Source organism: Falsiroseomonas sp. CW058 (genome assembly GCF_050563535.1).
Classification (GTDB): domain Bacteria; phylum Pseudomonadota; class Alphaproteobacteria; order Acetobacterales; family Acetobacteraceae; genus Falsiroseomonas.
On record NZ_JBNXUO010000039.1, the window covers coordinates 1 to 13,696 of the forward strand.

Genomic DNA, 13,696 nt, shown 5'->3' on the forward strand with positions numbered 1-13,696 from the left:
CGTGACCGCCGCGACGGATGCCAGGACCGGCGCCGCGCGGCGGAGGTCCGCCGCGACCAGCGGCGCGCCCGCCATCCACCAGCCCGCGGCCGCCGCCCCGGCCAATGCCAGCGGCACCGCGAGCCATCGCCAGCGCGCCACCGCCCCGCCGCCCAGCCCCGCGGCCAGGACCATCGCCAGCATCAGCAGCGGCAGCCGTTCCGCCAGTTGCCGCGGCGTCGCGGTGAGCAGGCCGAAGGTCAGCCACCAGCCGCCCAGCACGCCGATCCCGCCCGCCAGCGCCGCCAGCCGCGGCCGGCGCAGCCAGCCCCCGGCCAGCGCCACAGCCAGTCCCAGCACCGCCGCGGCCAGCGCGCCGCGCCAGGGCCACAGCTCGCCCCACCCCATCGCCGACTCCGCCGTCACGCCCGGTAACTTGCCGGCGCAGGGCCATCGCGACCAGACTGCGACGACCGAGCATCGAGGAGAGGGCATGGCCAGCGACACGACCCATCCGGCGCCGACCCGCCGCCTGGCGGTCTGGGACCCCTGGGTGCGGCTGGTCCACTGGGCGATCGTGCTGCTGATTCCCTTCTCCTACTGGACGGCCACGACCTCCCGCTTCGACTGGCATTTCCGGTCGGGCTACGCGATCCTGACGCTGGTGCTGTTCCGCATCCTGTGGGGCCTGGTCGGGTCCGACACGGCGCGCTTCCACCGCTTCCTGAGGAGCCCGGCGGAGGCGCTGCGCCACCTGTCGCATCTGCGCCGGCGCGTCGCAGCGGTCGAGATCGGGCACAATGCCGCGGGCGGCTGGATGGTGCTGCTGCTGCTGGCGCTGCTGCTGACCCAGGCCGGCAGCGGGCTGTTCGCCGACGACGCGATCTTCACCCGCGGCCCGCTGGCCCGCCGCGTCGGTGAATACTGGAGCGACATCGCCACGCGCATCCACCTGCGCGCCTTCTGGGTCATCGTCGCCTGCGCGGTGCTGCATGTGCTGGCGGTCGCCGCCTATCGCGTGCTGCGCGGGCAGAACCTGGTGCGGCCGATGGTGACGGGGGTGCTGGAACTGCCGGCGGCCGAGGCCGTCGCGACGCCGCGCATGGGCAGCCCCGTGCTGGCGGGCCTGCTGCTCGCGGCATCGGCCGGCTTCGTGTGGTGGATCTCGACGCTGGCGCCGCTGTCCGCCTTCTGATCGGCGGTCGCGTGGCCCCGCCCTCCCCGCAGCAACAGGGGAGGGCGGCCACGCGGTCAGCGCGCGCGGTAGGTCTGGTGGCAGGCGCCGCAGGTGCCGCCCGTGGTCCGCAGCAGGTCAGGCGTCACGTTGCCGGCCCCCGCGGCGGTCTTCAGCGCGCCGAGCGCGGTGACCATGTTGGCGTTGGCCTGCTGGAAGCCCGCGCGGTTCGCCTCGATCGCCGCGAGCGCGCGGGTCTGGCCCTCGCCCGTGCCCTGCGCCACTGGCGGCGTCAGGCTCGGGGTCGGGAAGCGGTTCGGCAGGCTCTGGTAGAAGGGCACCATCTGGTCGACCCGGGCGGCGATCTGCGCCTGGTCGCCGCGGTTCTGCACGATGGCGGCGATGGCCTCCATGTGCTGGCCCATCTGGCGAAGGCCGGCCCGGCGCTCCGCGATCACGTCACCCTGCGCCAGCGCGGCGCCGGCGCCGCCGACGGCAAGGACGGCGGCCGCCGCCAGGATCATTGCTCGCATCGATATGGGCTCTCCCTCAGGTTGCAGACTTCGGAACGTTCGCAGCCCACGGCCGGCGGCGCAATGTCCCTGTGGGTGACGGAGTGTCACGTCCTGGCGGTTCCGGGCGGCAGCCATGCGCGACGGTCGGCGCAAGTCGAGAAGGCCCCGGCTTGCCGGCGGGCGGGGGCTTCGCTATACGGCGCGCCTCGCCCCGTTGCGCCCCGCGCTTCGGGGCGGGGCCCGCCGGAGTGTAGCTCAGCCTGGTAGAGCACTGTGTTCGGGACGCAGGGGCCGGAGGTTCGAATCCTCTCACTCCGACCAGCAAGGCGGCAACGCCGGAAGCCCCGCCAGCCCAGGCTGGCGGGGCTTTTTCGTTCGCCCCGACCGGCGGCGCGAATGTTCCACTTCCCTACGGAGATGTAATTCGCGACGGCGTGAGGCTGGCCCGCCGATTGCTGCATCGCCCTCGTCCATCCCCGTGACGAGGAAGCCACCATGACCCGTGCCCTGATGTTGAGCGCCGCTGCCCTGATCGGCGGCATGCTGGCCGCGCCCGGCACGCCGCAGGCGCAGCAGACCATCGACAGCCTCGGCCTGACGGTGACGACCACGCCGGCGCTGACCAGCGACTACATGTTCCGCGGCATCAGCCAGACCCGCAGCCAGCCGGCCATCCAGGCGACGGTCGATGTCGAGCACGCCTCCGGCCTCTACATCGGCACCTTCGTCTCCAACGTCTCCTTCCCCGGCACCAACCTGCGGCAGGAGGTGGACCTGAACCTCGGCTACCGCTTCGCGGTGGGCGACGTGAAGCTCGACCTCGGCGCGACCTATTTCGGCTATCCCGGCTACGACCGCGCGCCGGGCGGCTTCGACTGGTCCTGGTGGGAGGTGTCGCTGCGCGGCAGCTACGAGCTGGCGCCGGTGAAGTTCGTGGGGCAGGTCAGCTACTCGCCCAACTTCAACTTCGAATCCGGCAGCGCCTGGTATGTGGAAGGCGGCTTCGACATGACGCTCGACTTCGGCTTCACCGCCTCGGCGCGCCTCGGCTACCAGTGGATCGAATACAACACGACCTCCCCGGCCGGTCACGGCGCCTTCGGCACGCCGGACTACGCCGTCCTCTCCTTTGGCCTCTCGCGGGAGATCGGGGCCGGCTTCATCGGCAGCGTCACCGGCTACTACACCACGCTGAACCGCAACGACTGCTTCGGCGGCCTGAACCTGTGCGGCCCGCGCGCGGTGGCGACGGTCTCGCGGCCCTTCTGACCCGGGCGGGCGGGGCCGGCGCCGCCTGCCCCGTCACCCCCGGCCGCCCGCGCCCCAGAACATCAGCGTGCGCGCGGGCCAGACCCAGGCGACGCCGGCGAGCGCGAAGTAGCCAAGCTGCACGGTCCAGTGCAGCCGCAGCACATGGTCCGCGAAGGCGACCACGACGGCCACGTAGATCAGGAAACCCGCCAGGCCGGCGAGCAGGGCAAGATGGGCGCGCGACATACCGCCCATGTGGCCCGGCCCCGCCGCCGCGCCAAGCCCGCCCGACCCGGTTGCGGCCCCCTCGCCGCCCGGCGTAGCGTGGCGACGGAGGACAGGCAGCAGCAACCAGGCCCCCGCCGCGAAGCGGCGCCGGGCCCGTTGCGTCATGCCCGCCCCGTCACCTTCGGAGCCTGCGACGACCCGCATGACCGACCACCTGCCCGCGCCGGCCCGCCTGGAGGCCGACCCCTCGATCGACCTGCGCGACCACATCCGCGGCATCCCGGATTTCCCGAAGCCCGGCATCCTGTTCTACGACATCTCCACCCTGCTGCGGCACGGCCGGGCCTGGCGCACGGCGATGGCGCGCATGGCCGCGGTGGTCGCCCCCCACAGGCCGGACGTGCTGGCGGGGATCGAGAGCCGGGGCTTCCTGGTGGCGGCGCCGCTCGCGCTCGAACTCGGGCTCGGCTTCGTTATGCTGCGCAAGCCGCGCAAGCTGCCGGGGCTGACCATCGGGCTGAACTACGCGCTGGAATACGGCACCGACCGGATCGAGATGCAGGCGGATGCCATCGCGCCGGGGTCGCGCGTCGTCGTGCTCGACGACCTGCTTGCCACCGGGGGAACCATGGCGGCCGGAATCTCGCTGTTGCGCCAGGCGGGGGCGGTGGTGCCCTGCGCCGCGACCCTGATCGAGCTGACATTCCTGGGCGGGAGGGCGAGGCTCGATGTCCCCTTCGAATCGCTCGTCTCCTACGAGAGCTGACAGCGGGGCCAGCGCAGGCGCCCTGACCGAGGCGGGGCGCTTCTCCGCCGTGCTCGCCGCCGCGGTGGCGGCTGCGCCGACCGGGGTCGTGGTGTCCGACCCCAACCTCCCGGACTGCCCGATCGTCTTCGCCAACGCCGCCTTCCACCGCATCACCGGCTACGCGCCGGAGGAGGTGGTGGGCCGCAACTGCCGCTTCCTCCAGGGCCGCGACACCGACCCGAAGGCGGTGCGCGCCATCCGCGACGCGGTGGCGCGGCGCGAGCCGGTCGATGTCGAGCTGGTGAACTACCGCAAGGACGGCCGCCGCTTCGTCAACGAACTCCACATCTCCCCGGTCTTCGCCCCCGACGGCGCGCTGATGGCCTTCCTCGGCATTCAGCACGACGTCACCGCCCGCATCCGCGCCGAGGAGCGGGCCCGCAAGGCCCGCCGCGCCGCCGAACGCGCGAGCGCGGAGAAGTCAGACTTCCTCGCCTTCGTCAGCCACGAGGTCCGCACGCCGCTGAACGGCGTGCTCGGCACCCTGTCCCTCCTGCTCGACACGCCGCTCGCCGCCGAGCAGCGCGCCTATGCCGAGACCGCGCGGCGGTCGGGCGAGACGCTGCTGTGGACGGTGAACGAGGTGCTCGACCTCTCCCGCATCGAGGCGGGGCAGCTCGAGATCGAGGAGATCGCCTTCGAGCTGGCGCAGCCGGTGCGGGAGGTGCTGGCCCTCGAATCCCCCCTCGCGGCCGACAAGGGGCTGGCGCTCACCGCCGCGATCGACCCCGCCCTTCCCGCCCTCGCGATGGGCGACCCGGCGCGGCTGCGGCAGGTGATGCTGAACCTGGTGGACAACGCCGTGAAATTCACCTCGGCCGGCGGGGTGGAGCTTCGCCTGCTGCGGCAGGGCGACCGGCTGGTGGTGGAGGTGCAGGACAGCGGCTGCGGCATCCCGGCGGAATTCCGCCGCCGGCTGTTCCGCCGCTTCCAGCAGGCCGATTCCGGCAGTGCCCGGCGGCATGGCGGCTCCGGCCTCGGGCTGATGATCTGCCGGCGGCTGGTCGGGCTGATGGGCGGCGCGATCGACGTGCGCAGCCGCCCGGGGGAGGGGAGCGTCTTCCGCTTCGACCTGCCGCTGCACCCGGCGCCGGCGGCGGCCCCCGCCCCCGAGGCCCCCGCCGCCCCCATCCCGCCCGACGGCACCGCGGAAGGGCGGCTGCTGCTGGCCGAGGACAGCGAGGCGAGCCAGATGGTCGCCGCCGCCTTCCTGCGGAAGGCCGGCTACACGGTGGACCTGGTGCGGGACGGCGCGGAAGCCGTCACCGCCGCGCGGGCGCGGCGCTACGACGCGATCCTGATGGATGTGCGGATGCCAGGGCTCGACGGTCTCGGCGCCGCGGCCCGGATCCGCGCCCTGCCGGGCGAGGCCGGGCGCGTGCCGATCCTGGCGCTCACCGCCGCCGCCATGCCGGGCGACGCGGCGCGCTGCCGGGCGGCGGGGATGGACGCGCATCTCGCCAAGCCGGTGGACCGCGCGCGGCTGCTGGCAGCGGTTGCGGCACTGCTCCGTCCCGGCGCGCCGCGGGGCGGGGCGGATGCGGCCGAGCCCGGCCCGGCGCCCGCCCTGCTGGGGCGCGAGACGCTGGAGGAGCTGCGCGCCGCGGTCGGCCCCGGCCGGCTGCCGGACCTCATCGGCGTCTTCGCGGCCGAGACGCTGGCGCGCCTGAAGCGGCTGGACGGCGCCCCGCCGCTGGCGCGGATGGAGGAGGAGGCGCATGCGCTGCAATCCGCCGCCGGCACCTTCGGTGCCGCCGCGCTGCGGGATGCCGCCGCCGCCCTGGAACGCGCCGCCGCGGCGGGCGATGCCGCCGTCGCCCTGCGACTGGCCGCGACCCTGCCGGGGCTGGTCGAGCGGACGCTGCAGGCGCTGTCGCGCGCCGCGGGCGTGCCGGCCGGCGGGCGCTGACGCCGCCCCGGGGCGTTCCGGCCCGGCCTCCCGGCGGCCGCGCGCCACGGTTTGGCCTCAATCCCGGTCCTAGGTGCCGCCGGACCGCAGGGAAGCCGGAGGGATGCGACGCATGACCCCGACCCGACGGGGCGTGATCGGTGCCGTGCTGGGCGCGGCGGCCAGCGCCCGGATGCGCGCGGCGGGTGCCTCCACCTCCGCGCCGGAAGCCGCGACGCTGCTGGCGCCGGGCCCGGAGGACGGCGCCGCGGCCGCCTTCGCGCGCCGCGCCGCGGGCGGGCTGGCGCGCGGGCTGGTACAGGCGGCGGCCCTGCGCGTCTCCGCCGTCGGCGGGTCGGACGGCATCACCGCCGCCAACCGCTTCGCCACCATCTCACCCGCCGCGGAGGGCCGCGTCCTGCTGCTGCTGCCCGGGGCGGCGGCGCAGGCGCAGCTGGTCGGCGACAGCCGCGCCCGCTACGAGCCGCGCCACTGGCCGGCGGTCTGCGGCAGCCTGATGCCGGCCGTCCTGGCAGGGCGGATGCCGGCCAGCCCGGCCGCGCCGATCCGCGTCGCCATCCCCGGTCTCGGCGCCGCGGAAGCCGCCGGGCTGCTCGCGCTCGACCTGCTCGGGCGGCGGACCGCGCCGGTGGTGATCCCGGCCGGCCAGGCACCCGATGCGGCGATTGCGCAGGGGCAGGCGGATGCGGTGCTGCTCTGCGGGGCGGAGATCCTGCCGCGCGCGGCGCGGATGGGCGTGCAGCCCTGGTTCAGCTTCGACTCCCCGGGCCTCGCGCGTGAGGCCGCGCTGCCGGACCTGCCGACCCTCGGCGACCTGCTGCCCGACCCGGCCCAGCCGGTGCTGATGGAGGCGGTGCGCGCCGCGGCCGGCGCGCTGCGGACCCGCGGGCTGCTGGTGCTGCCGGCGCTGACCTCGGCCGACACGGTCGCGCTGTGGCGCGGCGCGGCGCGGCGCTGGGCGGAGGAGGAGCGCGACGGCGTCGAGCCCGGCACCCGTCGCGTGGCGGATGGCGAGGCCGCGTCCATGCTGGCCACGCTGTGCCCGGCGCCGGAGGTGGCGCTGGCCTATCGCGAATGGCTGCTGCGCCGCTTCAACTGGCGCGCAGCCTAGGGCCTGTTAGCGTCTGAACGCTGAGGCCACACCGGCGTTGAGCCGCCTTTCTGGGGAGGCGGCGTGTTGCTGACCGATGAGCAATGGGCGGTTCTGGGGCCGCTGGTAGAGGCGTGCCGTCCACCTGCGAAGGTGCCGCCGAGCAATCTCCGGCGGACGATCTCGGCCATCATCTGGCGGCACCAGAACGGGGCGAAATGGCGCGCCCTGCCCGAGGAGTTCGGACCGTGGTGGATGGCGGCGCAGACATTCATCCGCTGGTCCCGGCTCGGCGTGTGGGAGCGGCTGCTCGGGATGGCGCAGGCACGCGGCATCGAACTTGGCATGGCTTTCCTCGACGGCACCTCCATTCGCGCCCACCAGAAGGCGGCAGGGGCGGCGGTAAAGACGCCGTCGCGGCGCAACGGGGCGCGGGTGAGGCGCTTGGCCGCTCTCGTGGCGGCTATGGGACCAAGGCCTGCGTGATTGCCGACAGCGCCGGACGGGCTGTCGCTTTCGCCCTCGCGCCCGGTCAGGCGCATGAGTTGCCCCACGCCGTGCCGCTGCTTGCGCGCCTACCCGGCGTGCCGATGTGGGTCGTGGCCGACCGCGGCTACAGCAGTCACGCCTTTCGCGAGCATGTTTGGGACGTCGGCGCCCGCCCGGCCATTCCAACCCGCCGCGACGAGGCGCCCGTCGCCTGCCCGGCGCCGTTCTACAACAACCGCAACCGCGTGGAGCGGCTCTGGGCGAGGCTAAAGGAGTGGCGAGCCGTCGCAACCCGGTACGAGAAGACCGCTGCGTCGTTCCTCGGCGTCCTGCAACTTGCGGCCACCTTGGATTAGATCCGAACAGACCGCTGAGTTACACTCAGGTCGGGAGCGAAGGATCAGTGGGATGCTCTTGAAGGGGAGCTTGGCAGCGGCTGTTATTCTTGCACTGGCCGCCGCCGCTGGTGCGTTAACCTTTTCGTTGCGCACACCTCGACCGACCTTCCTGACGGAGTGCATTGCGCGGTCCGATTACCCATCGCGATCGACAGCTGTAGAGGTCTGCAAAGAGGAGTTGGCCGAACTACGGTTGGACCGAACAATGGGCACGGTGTTCGCCGTGGCTGGAACTCTGATCCTCATCCCCGCCGTGATCGTAAACGTCATGGTCCTCTCAACTTGGTTGCCACTCCTGACCCGCCGCCGCTGAGCTAGGCGCTAACAGGCCCTAGCGCTTGGTCGCCGCAGGCTGGAACGGCCGGAGGCGTGAATCACGCGGCAATACAACAGCCTGGACCATGAGCGGCGCTTCAATCAGCGCGGATCATGGTCTAGGGCCCGATCCGCGAGGGCGGGACCGCCGGAGCGGTGAACCGGCCGGTCGGGCAATGGCGGCGCGCCGCGTCGGAACGCGCGGCGCGCCGCCCGGTGCTACAGTACCACGTCCTGCGGCGGGATCTCCTCGCCCTTCGCCACGCGCTGCATGTTGCCCAGCCAGTGCGCGATGCTGCGGCGGGAGTTTTCGTAGGCGGTGCTCGCCGTGTGCGGCGTGACGATGACATTCGCCATGTGCAGCAGCGGATGGTCCTTCGGCGGCGGCTCCTGGTCGAACACGTCGACCGCCGCGCCGGCGAGGTGGCCGGAATTCAGCGCCGCCACCAGGTCGGCTTCCACCACCACGCCGCCGCGCGCCACGTTCACCAGCAGCGCGCCCCGCTTCATGAGGCCGAGCGCGCGGGCATCGACCATGCCCTTCGTCTCCGCCGTCAGCGGGCAGTTGAGCGAGACCACGCCGCTTTCGGCCAGCAGCGCGTCCAACGCGCGGTACTGCACGCCGAGCGCCGCCTCCTCCGCCGCGCCGAGCCGGTTGCGGTTGTGGTACAGGATGGTGCAGTCGAAGCCGCGCAGGCGCTTCGCCAGCGCCTTGCCGATGGCGCCGAGCCCGATGATCCCGACCGTCTTGCCGGAGATCATGATGGAATGGCGCCACACCTCGTTCTTCGGCCAGCCGCCCGCGGCGGTGGCGATGTGGGCCTGCACGATGCGGCGGCCGAGCGCCAGCATCAGCCCGACCGCGTATTCCGCGACCGGCACCGCGTTGCTGCCGGTGGTTCGCGCGATGCGGATGCCGCGCGCGCGGCAGGCCTCGATGTCGATGTTGTCGATGCCGACGCCCCATTTGTGGAACAGCTTCAGCCGCGGCGCCGCGGCGACGATGCCCGCGGTCACCGGCACGTCCCACCACAGGGCGAAGTCGGCATCCGCGACCTCGGCCTTCAGGTCGTCCTCGGTGCGGCCCGTCACGGCGGAGATGCGCCAGCCTTCCGGCAGCAGGCCGTTGATGATGCCGGCCTGCTCCTCGCCGATCGGCTGGAGGATTGCGATCTTGTAGGTCATCCCTGGGTCCCTGAAGCCACGAATCTTATCCCGCGCCGGGGGGGGAGCCCGTCACCGCGGCGGCGCGCCGAGCGTGAAGCGCACCCCCGCCCGCGCCAGCCCGCCGCCGAGCGCGACCACCGAGCCGTCGGCCCGCCAGCACGCCGCGCCCGTCATCGCGCCATCGGCATCGAAGGAGATGCCGTTGATGCCGCCGCCGATGGTGGCCACCCGCTTCACCGCGTGCCCGCGCGCGGCCAGCGCCGCCGCCACCGCGTCCGGCACGCCCGGTTCCAGTTCCAGCGCCCCGCCCATGGTCCAGATCCGCGGCGCCTCCAGCGCCTGCTGCAGCGTCATGCCGTGGTCGACCAGATTGAGGACCGCCTGCAGCGCCGAGGGGAAGATGCGCAGCCCGCCAGGCAGGCCGAGCGCATGCAGGAGCTGCCCGCCCCGCGTCACCAGCAGCGGCGCCATCGAGGTGTAGACCCGCTTGCCCGGCTCCACCGACAGCGCGAGGCCGGGCCGCGGGTCGAAATTGTGCATGTAGTTGTTGCAGATCAGCCCGGTGCCGGGGATGGCGATGCGCGCGCCGAACAGGGCGTTGATGGTCTGCGTGGTGGCGACCACGTTGCCCGCCGCATCCGCCACCGTGACATGCGTGGTGCAGCTTCCCTCGCCGAGCGCCGGGTCCGCGGACCAGGTCTGCGCCCGCGCGGGGTCGATCCCCGCCCGCCGCGCCGCCGCGAGGTCCTTCGAGGTCAGGCGCCCCACCGGCACGCGTACGAAGTCGGGGTCGGCGGTGGCCACCGCGCGGTCGGCGAAGGCGATCTTCAACGCCTCCGCCACCAGATGCCAGCCCTCCGCCGTGCCGAAGCCGAGGGCACGCAGGTCGAAGCCTTCCAGCACGTTCAGCATCTGCGCCACATGCACGCCCGCCGAGGCCGGGGGCGGGGGGCCGAAGACCTCGTGGCCGCGATATTCGCCGCGGATCGGCTGGCGCTCCACCGGGCGGGAGGCCAGCAGGTCCGCCCGCGTCACGATGCCGCCCGCCGCCGCCACCGCGTCCGCGAACAGGCCGCCGAGCGCGCCGCCATGCAGCGCGGCGGGCCCGTCCTTCGCCACCGCGCGCAGCGTCTCGGCATAGGCTCCCTGCACCAGCCTCTCCCCCGCCCGCAGCCGCTGCCCGCCGGGCAGGAAGCGTGCCGCGAGGTCGCCGTCGCGCGCGAGGTCCGCCGCGCAGTCCCCGATGCAGTCGGAGAGGTAGGGCGTCACCGCGAAGCCACGGGACGCCAGGCGGATCGCCGGCTCCATCACATCCGCCAGCGACCAGCTTCCGTAGCGCGCAAGGGTCTCGGCCCAGGCCGGCAGCGCGGCCGGGACCGCGACGGCCAGCGCGCCGATCTCGTTCGCGCGCCCCTCCGTGCCGCGTTCCTCCGGCGGGGAGCCAGGGATGGGGCGGTACATGTCGGGCCGCGCCGCGGTGGGGGCGGTGCTGAGCCCGTCCATCACCGCATGCCTGCCATCCGCCATGCGCAGGTGGCAGACGCCGCCGCCCGTGAGCCCGACCATCATCGGCTCCACCACCGTCAGCGCGAACAGCGTGGCGATGGCGGCGTCCACGGCATTGCCCCCGGCCAGCAGCACCTCCGCCCCCGCGGCCGAGGCCATCGGATGGTTGCTGGCCACCACGCCGCGCGCGCCACGGGCGGGCTGCTTCTCGCAGGTCAGGGGGAAACCGTTCTGGCCGACCAGGTCCTCCGGCACGACGCGCTCCTTGGGCACAAGCGGCGCAGTGTGGCGCCGGCCCGGCCGCGCCGGAAGGGGGGGATGGCGCGACCTGTTGTGGTGACATCGGGAACCTTACCACTAGATCTAGTGTTCAAAGCGGACATCCTGGCCCATATTTGGGGCCGCGATTCGACAGCTACGGAGACGGCGCGCGATGGATGGTTCACTGGCCGGCACCCTTTCCCCGGCCCCGGCGCTGTTCCGGGCGACGCCGGGGGCCTCCTTCGGGGAAGCGAAGCAGCCCGCGCGCGCGCTCGATCCCGGGATGGGGCTCGCCGTGGCGCGGCGGACGGTGTTCCGCGACGGGGACGGCGACGATTTCGGCCGGGTGGCGGACCGCGTGGCGGCCGGCAACATGGCGCTGCTCGGCACCCGCGCCGATCCGGTCGAACAGGCGCGGCTGCGCAATGCCATCGCCTGCGGCGCGCTGCTGACCTCCGGCCGGCATCTCCAGCACGGCGATGCGGACCAGCCCGGCCGCAACATGGAGGTCTTCACCAACTGCGCCACCGCCATCACCAGCTTCACGCTGTTCTACCTGCTGCTGAACGGCAGCGGCGTCGGCCGCGCCTATGACGACGAGCTGGTGGCGGTGGACTGGGGGCGGGCGCCGCGGCTGCTGCTGCGGCTCGACCCCGCCCATGCCGACTTCCCCGACACGCGGGAGGAGCTGCACCGCTTCGGCGCCGAATTCGGCCTGCTGCCCTGGGGCAGCACGCTCGACGCCTTCGACGCGGCGCAGGAGGACGAGGTGCGCGCCTGGATCGCGCGCGAATTCCTGCGCGGCCCGGCGCCGGAGGGCGCGATGGAGCATCTCGTCGCCGACAGCCGCGAGGGCTGGGGGAAGGCGGTGGAGCTGCTGGAATCCCTCGCCTTCGAAGGCGCGGCGGGGCGCACGCTGCTGCTCGACTTCTCCGCCATCCGCCCGCGCGGCGCGCCGATCGGCGGGATGCAGGGGCGGCCGGCCTCGGGCCCGCTCTCGCTCATCCGCGCCTTCGTGAACCTGCGCCACCACGTCATCGAACCCGCCCGCCACCGCGCGCCGGGGGACGAGGCGATGCAGCCCTGGGAACAGGCGCTGCTGGTGGACCACCACCTGTCGGTCGAGGTGCAGGTGGGCGGGGCGCGCCGCGCCGCGCGCATGGCCACCAAGTCCTGGCGCGACCCCGGCATCTTCCGCTTCATCCGCGCCAAGTCGGAAGGCGGGCTCTGGACCGCCAACAATTCCGTGATGGTGGACCGGGAGTTCTGGGCGGGCGTGGGCGCGGCCCGCGCCGGCAGCGCCGATCCGCTGCACCGCCACGCGCTGGCGGTATTCGACGAGGCGACGCGCTGCGGCTTCATCAACGGCGAGCCCGGCTTCATCAACGGCGACCGTCTGGAGGACCACCGCACCGGCACCGCCTGGCGCAAGCCGGTGCATGACGACGGGCGCGACGTGCGCTCCGGCCGCTACCAGGCGACCCATGCGGTGTCGCTGCTGGCGGCGCTGTCGGAACGCGCGAATGCGGCGCGCTTCCCGGCCACCACCAACCCCTGCGGCGAGATCTCGCTGCACGTCACCGGCGGCTACTGCGTGATCGCGGATTTCGCGCCGCTGCTGGCCTGCCCGGTCGATCTCGCCAACCTGTTCCCCGGCGACATGGCCGACGACGTGGCGGCGCGGTGGGATGCGCGGGTCGAGGACAGCGTGCGGCTGGCCGTGCGCTTCCTGATGCGCGCCAACACCATGGATGCCCTGTATGCCGAGGAGGTGCGCCGCACCAACCGCATCGGCGTCGGCCCGACCGGCCTGCAGGAATGGGCCTGGATGCGCTTCGGCCTGTCCTTCGACGACCTGCTGGACGAGGCGCGCGGCGCGCCCTTCTGGCGGATGCTGTCCCGCCTGTCCGACGCCGCCAAGCAGGAGGCGGAGGACTACGCCGCGGAGATCGGCCAGGCCGTGCCCTTCACCGTCACCACGGTGAAGCCCGCCGGCACCACCAGCAAGCTGTTCGGCCTGACCGAGGGCGCGCACCTGCCGGCGCGCCGCCAGTACCTGCGCTGGGTGCAGTTCAAGGGCACGCGCGACCCTGCCGGCCGCTGGCATGCGGATGCGGACAGGCTGCTGGCGGACTACGAATCCCGCGGCTACCCGGTGCGCGAGCTCCGCAGCTTCCCCGGCATGGCGATCGTCGGCTTCCCCACCCTGCCGCTGATCCAGCGCCTCGGCATCGGGGAGAGGATCGTGACCGCGCCGGAGGCGACGCCGGAACAGCAGTACCGCTGGCTCCGCCTGATCGAGCGCCACTGGATCGGCGCCGAGCGCGGCAACCAGGTCAGCTACACGCTGAAGCTCTACACCGACCGCCACGACATCGACAGCTTCCGCGACCTGCTGCTGGAGGAGCAGCCGCGCATCCGCTGCTGCTCCATCCTGCCGAGCCGCCCGGACCACGAGCTGGGCTACGAATACCTGCCGGAGGAGGAGATCTCCTTCGACCGCTTCGTGGAGGTGGTGGAAGGCATCACCGACGCCGCGCTGCACGAGGCGATCGACCTCGCCCACCTGCAATGCGCCTCCGGCGTCTGCCCGATGTGAGGAGGCC

The 13,696-nt window shown here is 73.4% G+C and carries 12 protein-coding genes and 1 tRNA gene; 8 read left to right on the forward strand and 5 right to left on the reverse strand.

The genetic code is table 11. From position 1 onward, the window contains the following. Window positions 1-405 (reverse strand): hypothetical protein (locus tag ACK8OX_RS22160; RefSeq protein ID WP_430666438.1); only part of this gene is annotated, 405 nt, incomplete at its 3' end. A 67-nt stretch (window positions 406-472) separates the two neighbouring features. Here ACK8OX_RS22160 and ACK8OX_RS22165 point away from each other — a divergent pair. Then, window positions 473-1,174 (forward strand): cytochrome b/b6 domain-containing protein, encoded by a 702-nt coding sequence (locus ACK8OX_RS22165; RefSeq protein ID WP_430666439.1) that lies wholly within the window; start codon window positions 473-475, stop codon window positions 1,172-1,174. A 56-nt stretch (window positions 1,175-1,230) separates the two neighbouring features. Here the strand turns inward: ACK8OX_RS22165 and ACK8OX_RS22170 are convergent, their stop codons facing one another. Then, the gene (locus ACK8OX_RS22170; protein WP_430666440.1) at window positions 1,231-1,686 is read right to left on the reverse strand and encodes a c-type cytochrome; all 456 of its coding nucleotides are present in this window, start codon (window positions 1,684-1,686) and stop codon (window positions 1,231-1,233) included. Window positions 1,687-1,912: 226 nt separating this feature from the next. On the opposite strand from ACK8OX_RS22170, the gene ACK8OX_RS22175 reads away from it, so the two are divergent. Both ACK8OX_RS22175 and ACK8OX_RS22180 read left to right on the forward strand, forming a co-directional pair. Then, window positions 1,913-1,989: transfer RNA gene (locus ACK8OX_RS22175), tRNA-Pro, on the forward strand. Window positions 1,990-2,163: 174 nt separating this feature from the next. Next, window positions 2,164-2,937 carry a TorF family putative porin gene (locus ACK8OX_RS22180; protein WP_430666441.1) on the forward strand — a complete coding sequence of 258 codons (774 nt, stop codon included), beginning with the start codon at window positions 2,164-2,166 and terminating at the stop codon, window positions 2,935-2,937. A gap of 33 nt (window positions 2,938-2,970) precedes the next feature. Here ACK8OX_RS22180 and ACK8OX_RS22185 read toward each other — a convergent pair whose 3' ends face one another. After that, a complete protein-coding gene (locus ACK8OX_RS22185; RefSeq protein WP_430666442.1) occupies window positions 2,971-3,312 on the reverse strand; it encodes a DUF2842 domain-containing protein in 342 nt (113 codons plus the stop codon). Between the two features lie 85 nt (window positions 3,313-3,397). Between ACK8OX_RS22185 and ACK8OX_RS22190 the strand changes: the two genes are divergently transcribed. The 4 genes from ACK8OX_RS22190 to ACK8OX_RS22205 all read left to right on the forward strand — a co-directional run bounded on the left by ACK8OX_RS22190 (window position 3,398) and on the right by ACK8OX_RS22205 (window position 7,799). Next, window positions 3,398-3,913 carry an adenine phosphoribosyltransferase gene (locus tag ACK8OX_RS22190; protein WP_430666472.1) on the forward strand — a complete coding sequence of 172 codons (516 nt, stop codon included), beginning with the start codon at window positions 3,398-3,400 and terminating at the stop codon, window positions 3,911-3,913. Next, window positions 3,876-5,864: an ATP-binding protein gene (locus tag ACK8OX_RS22195; protein ID WP_430666443.1), complete on the forward strand. Its 1,989-nt coding sequence runs from the start codon at window positions 3,876-3,878 to the stop codon at window positions 5,862-5,864. The genes ACK8OX_RS22190 and ACK8OX_RS22195 overlap by 38 nt, the downstream gene beginning before the upstream one ends. Window positions 5,865-5,976: 112 nt before the next feature. Beyond that, a complete protein-coding gene (locus tag ACK8OX_RS22200; RefSeq protein ID WP_430666444.1) occupies window positions 5,977-6,975 on the forward strand; it encodes a hypothetical protein in 999 nt (332 codons plus the stop codon). Between the two features lie 66 nt (window positions 6,976-7,041). Next, window positions 7,042-7,799, forward strand: a protein-coding gene (locus tag ACK8OX_RS22205; RefSeq protein ID WP_430666445.1) for an IS5 family transposase whose coding sequence is annotated in 2 segments (ribosomal slippage) — window positions 7,042-7,357 and window positions 7,357-7,799 — 759 coding nt in all. Because the reading frame shifts where the segments join, the coding sequence is not laid out codon by codon here. 576 nt (window positions 7,800-8,375) lie between these two features. Here the strand turns inward: ACK8OX_RS22205 and ACK8OX_RS22210 are convergent. Beyond that, window positions 8,376-9,341, reverse strand: a complete 966-nt coding sequence (locus ACK8OX_RS22210) for a 2-hydroxyacid dehydrogenase (protein ID WP_430666446.1) — start codon at window positions 9,339-9,341, stop codon at window positions 8,376-8,378. 51 nt (window positions 9,342-9,392) lie between these two features. After that, on the reverse strand, window positions 9,393-11,084 hold the full coding sequence (ggt, locus tag ACK8OX_RS22215) for a gamma-glutamyltransferase (RefSeq protein ID WP_430666447.1): 1,692 nt from the start codon (window positions 11,082-11,084) through the stop codon (window positions 9,393-9,395). Between the two features lie 178 nt (window positions 11,085-11,262). On the opposite strand from ggt, the gene ACK8OX_RS22220 reads away from it, so the two are divergent. Beyond that, the gene (locus ACK8OX_RS22220; RefSeq protein ID WP_430666448.1) at window positions 11,263-13,689 is read left to right on the forward strand and encodes a recombinase; all 2,427 of its coding nucleotides are present in this window, start codon (window positions 11,263-11,265) and stop codon (window positions 13,687-13,689) included. Window positions 13,690-13,696 lie beyond the last annotated feature (7 nt).

Bases quoted from the DNA above. Each gene is read 5' to 3' on its own strand.
- ACK8OX_RS22165 (WP_430666439.1), top strand. From the start codon at position 473: ATGGCCAGCGACACGACCCATCCGGCGCCGACCCGCCGCCTGGCGGTC.
- ACK8OX_RS22170 (WP_430666440.1), bottom strand. From the start codon at position 1,686: ATGCGAGCAATGATCCTGGCGGCGGCCGCCGTCCTTGCCGTCGGCGGC.
- ACK8OX_RS22180 (WP_430666441.1), top strand. From the start codon at position 2,164: ATGACCCGTGCCCTGATGTTGAGCGCCGCTGCCCTGATCGGCGGCATG.
- ACK8OX_RS22185 (WP_430666442.1), bottom strand. From the start codon at position 3,312: ATGACGCAACGGGCCCGGCGCCGCTTCGCGGCGGGGGCCTGGTTGCTG.
- ACK8OX_RS22195 (WP_430666443.1), top strand. From the start codon at position 3,876: ATGTCCCCTTCGAATCGCTCGTCTCCTACGAGAGCTGACAGCGGGGCC.
- ACK8OX_RS22200 (WP_430666444.1), top strand. From the start codon at position 5,977: ATGACCCCGACCCGACGGGGCGTGATCGGTGCCGTGCTGGGCGCGGCG.
- ACK8OX_RS22210 (WP_430666446.1), bottom strand. From the start codon at position 9,341: ATGACCTACAAGATCGCAATCCTCCAGCCGATCGGCGAGGAGCAGGCC.
- ACK8OX_RS22220 (WP_430666448.1), top strand. From the start codon at position 11,263: ATGGATGGTTCACTGGCCGGCACCCTTTCCCCGGCCCCGGCGCTGTTC.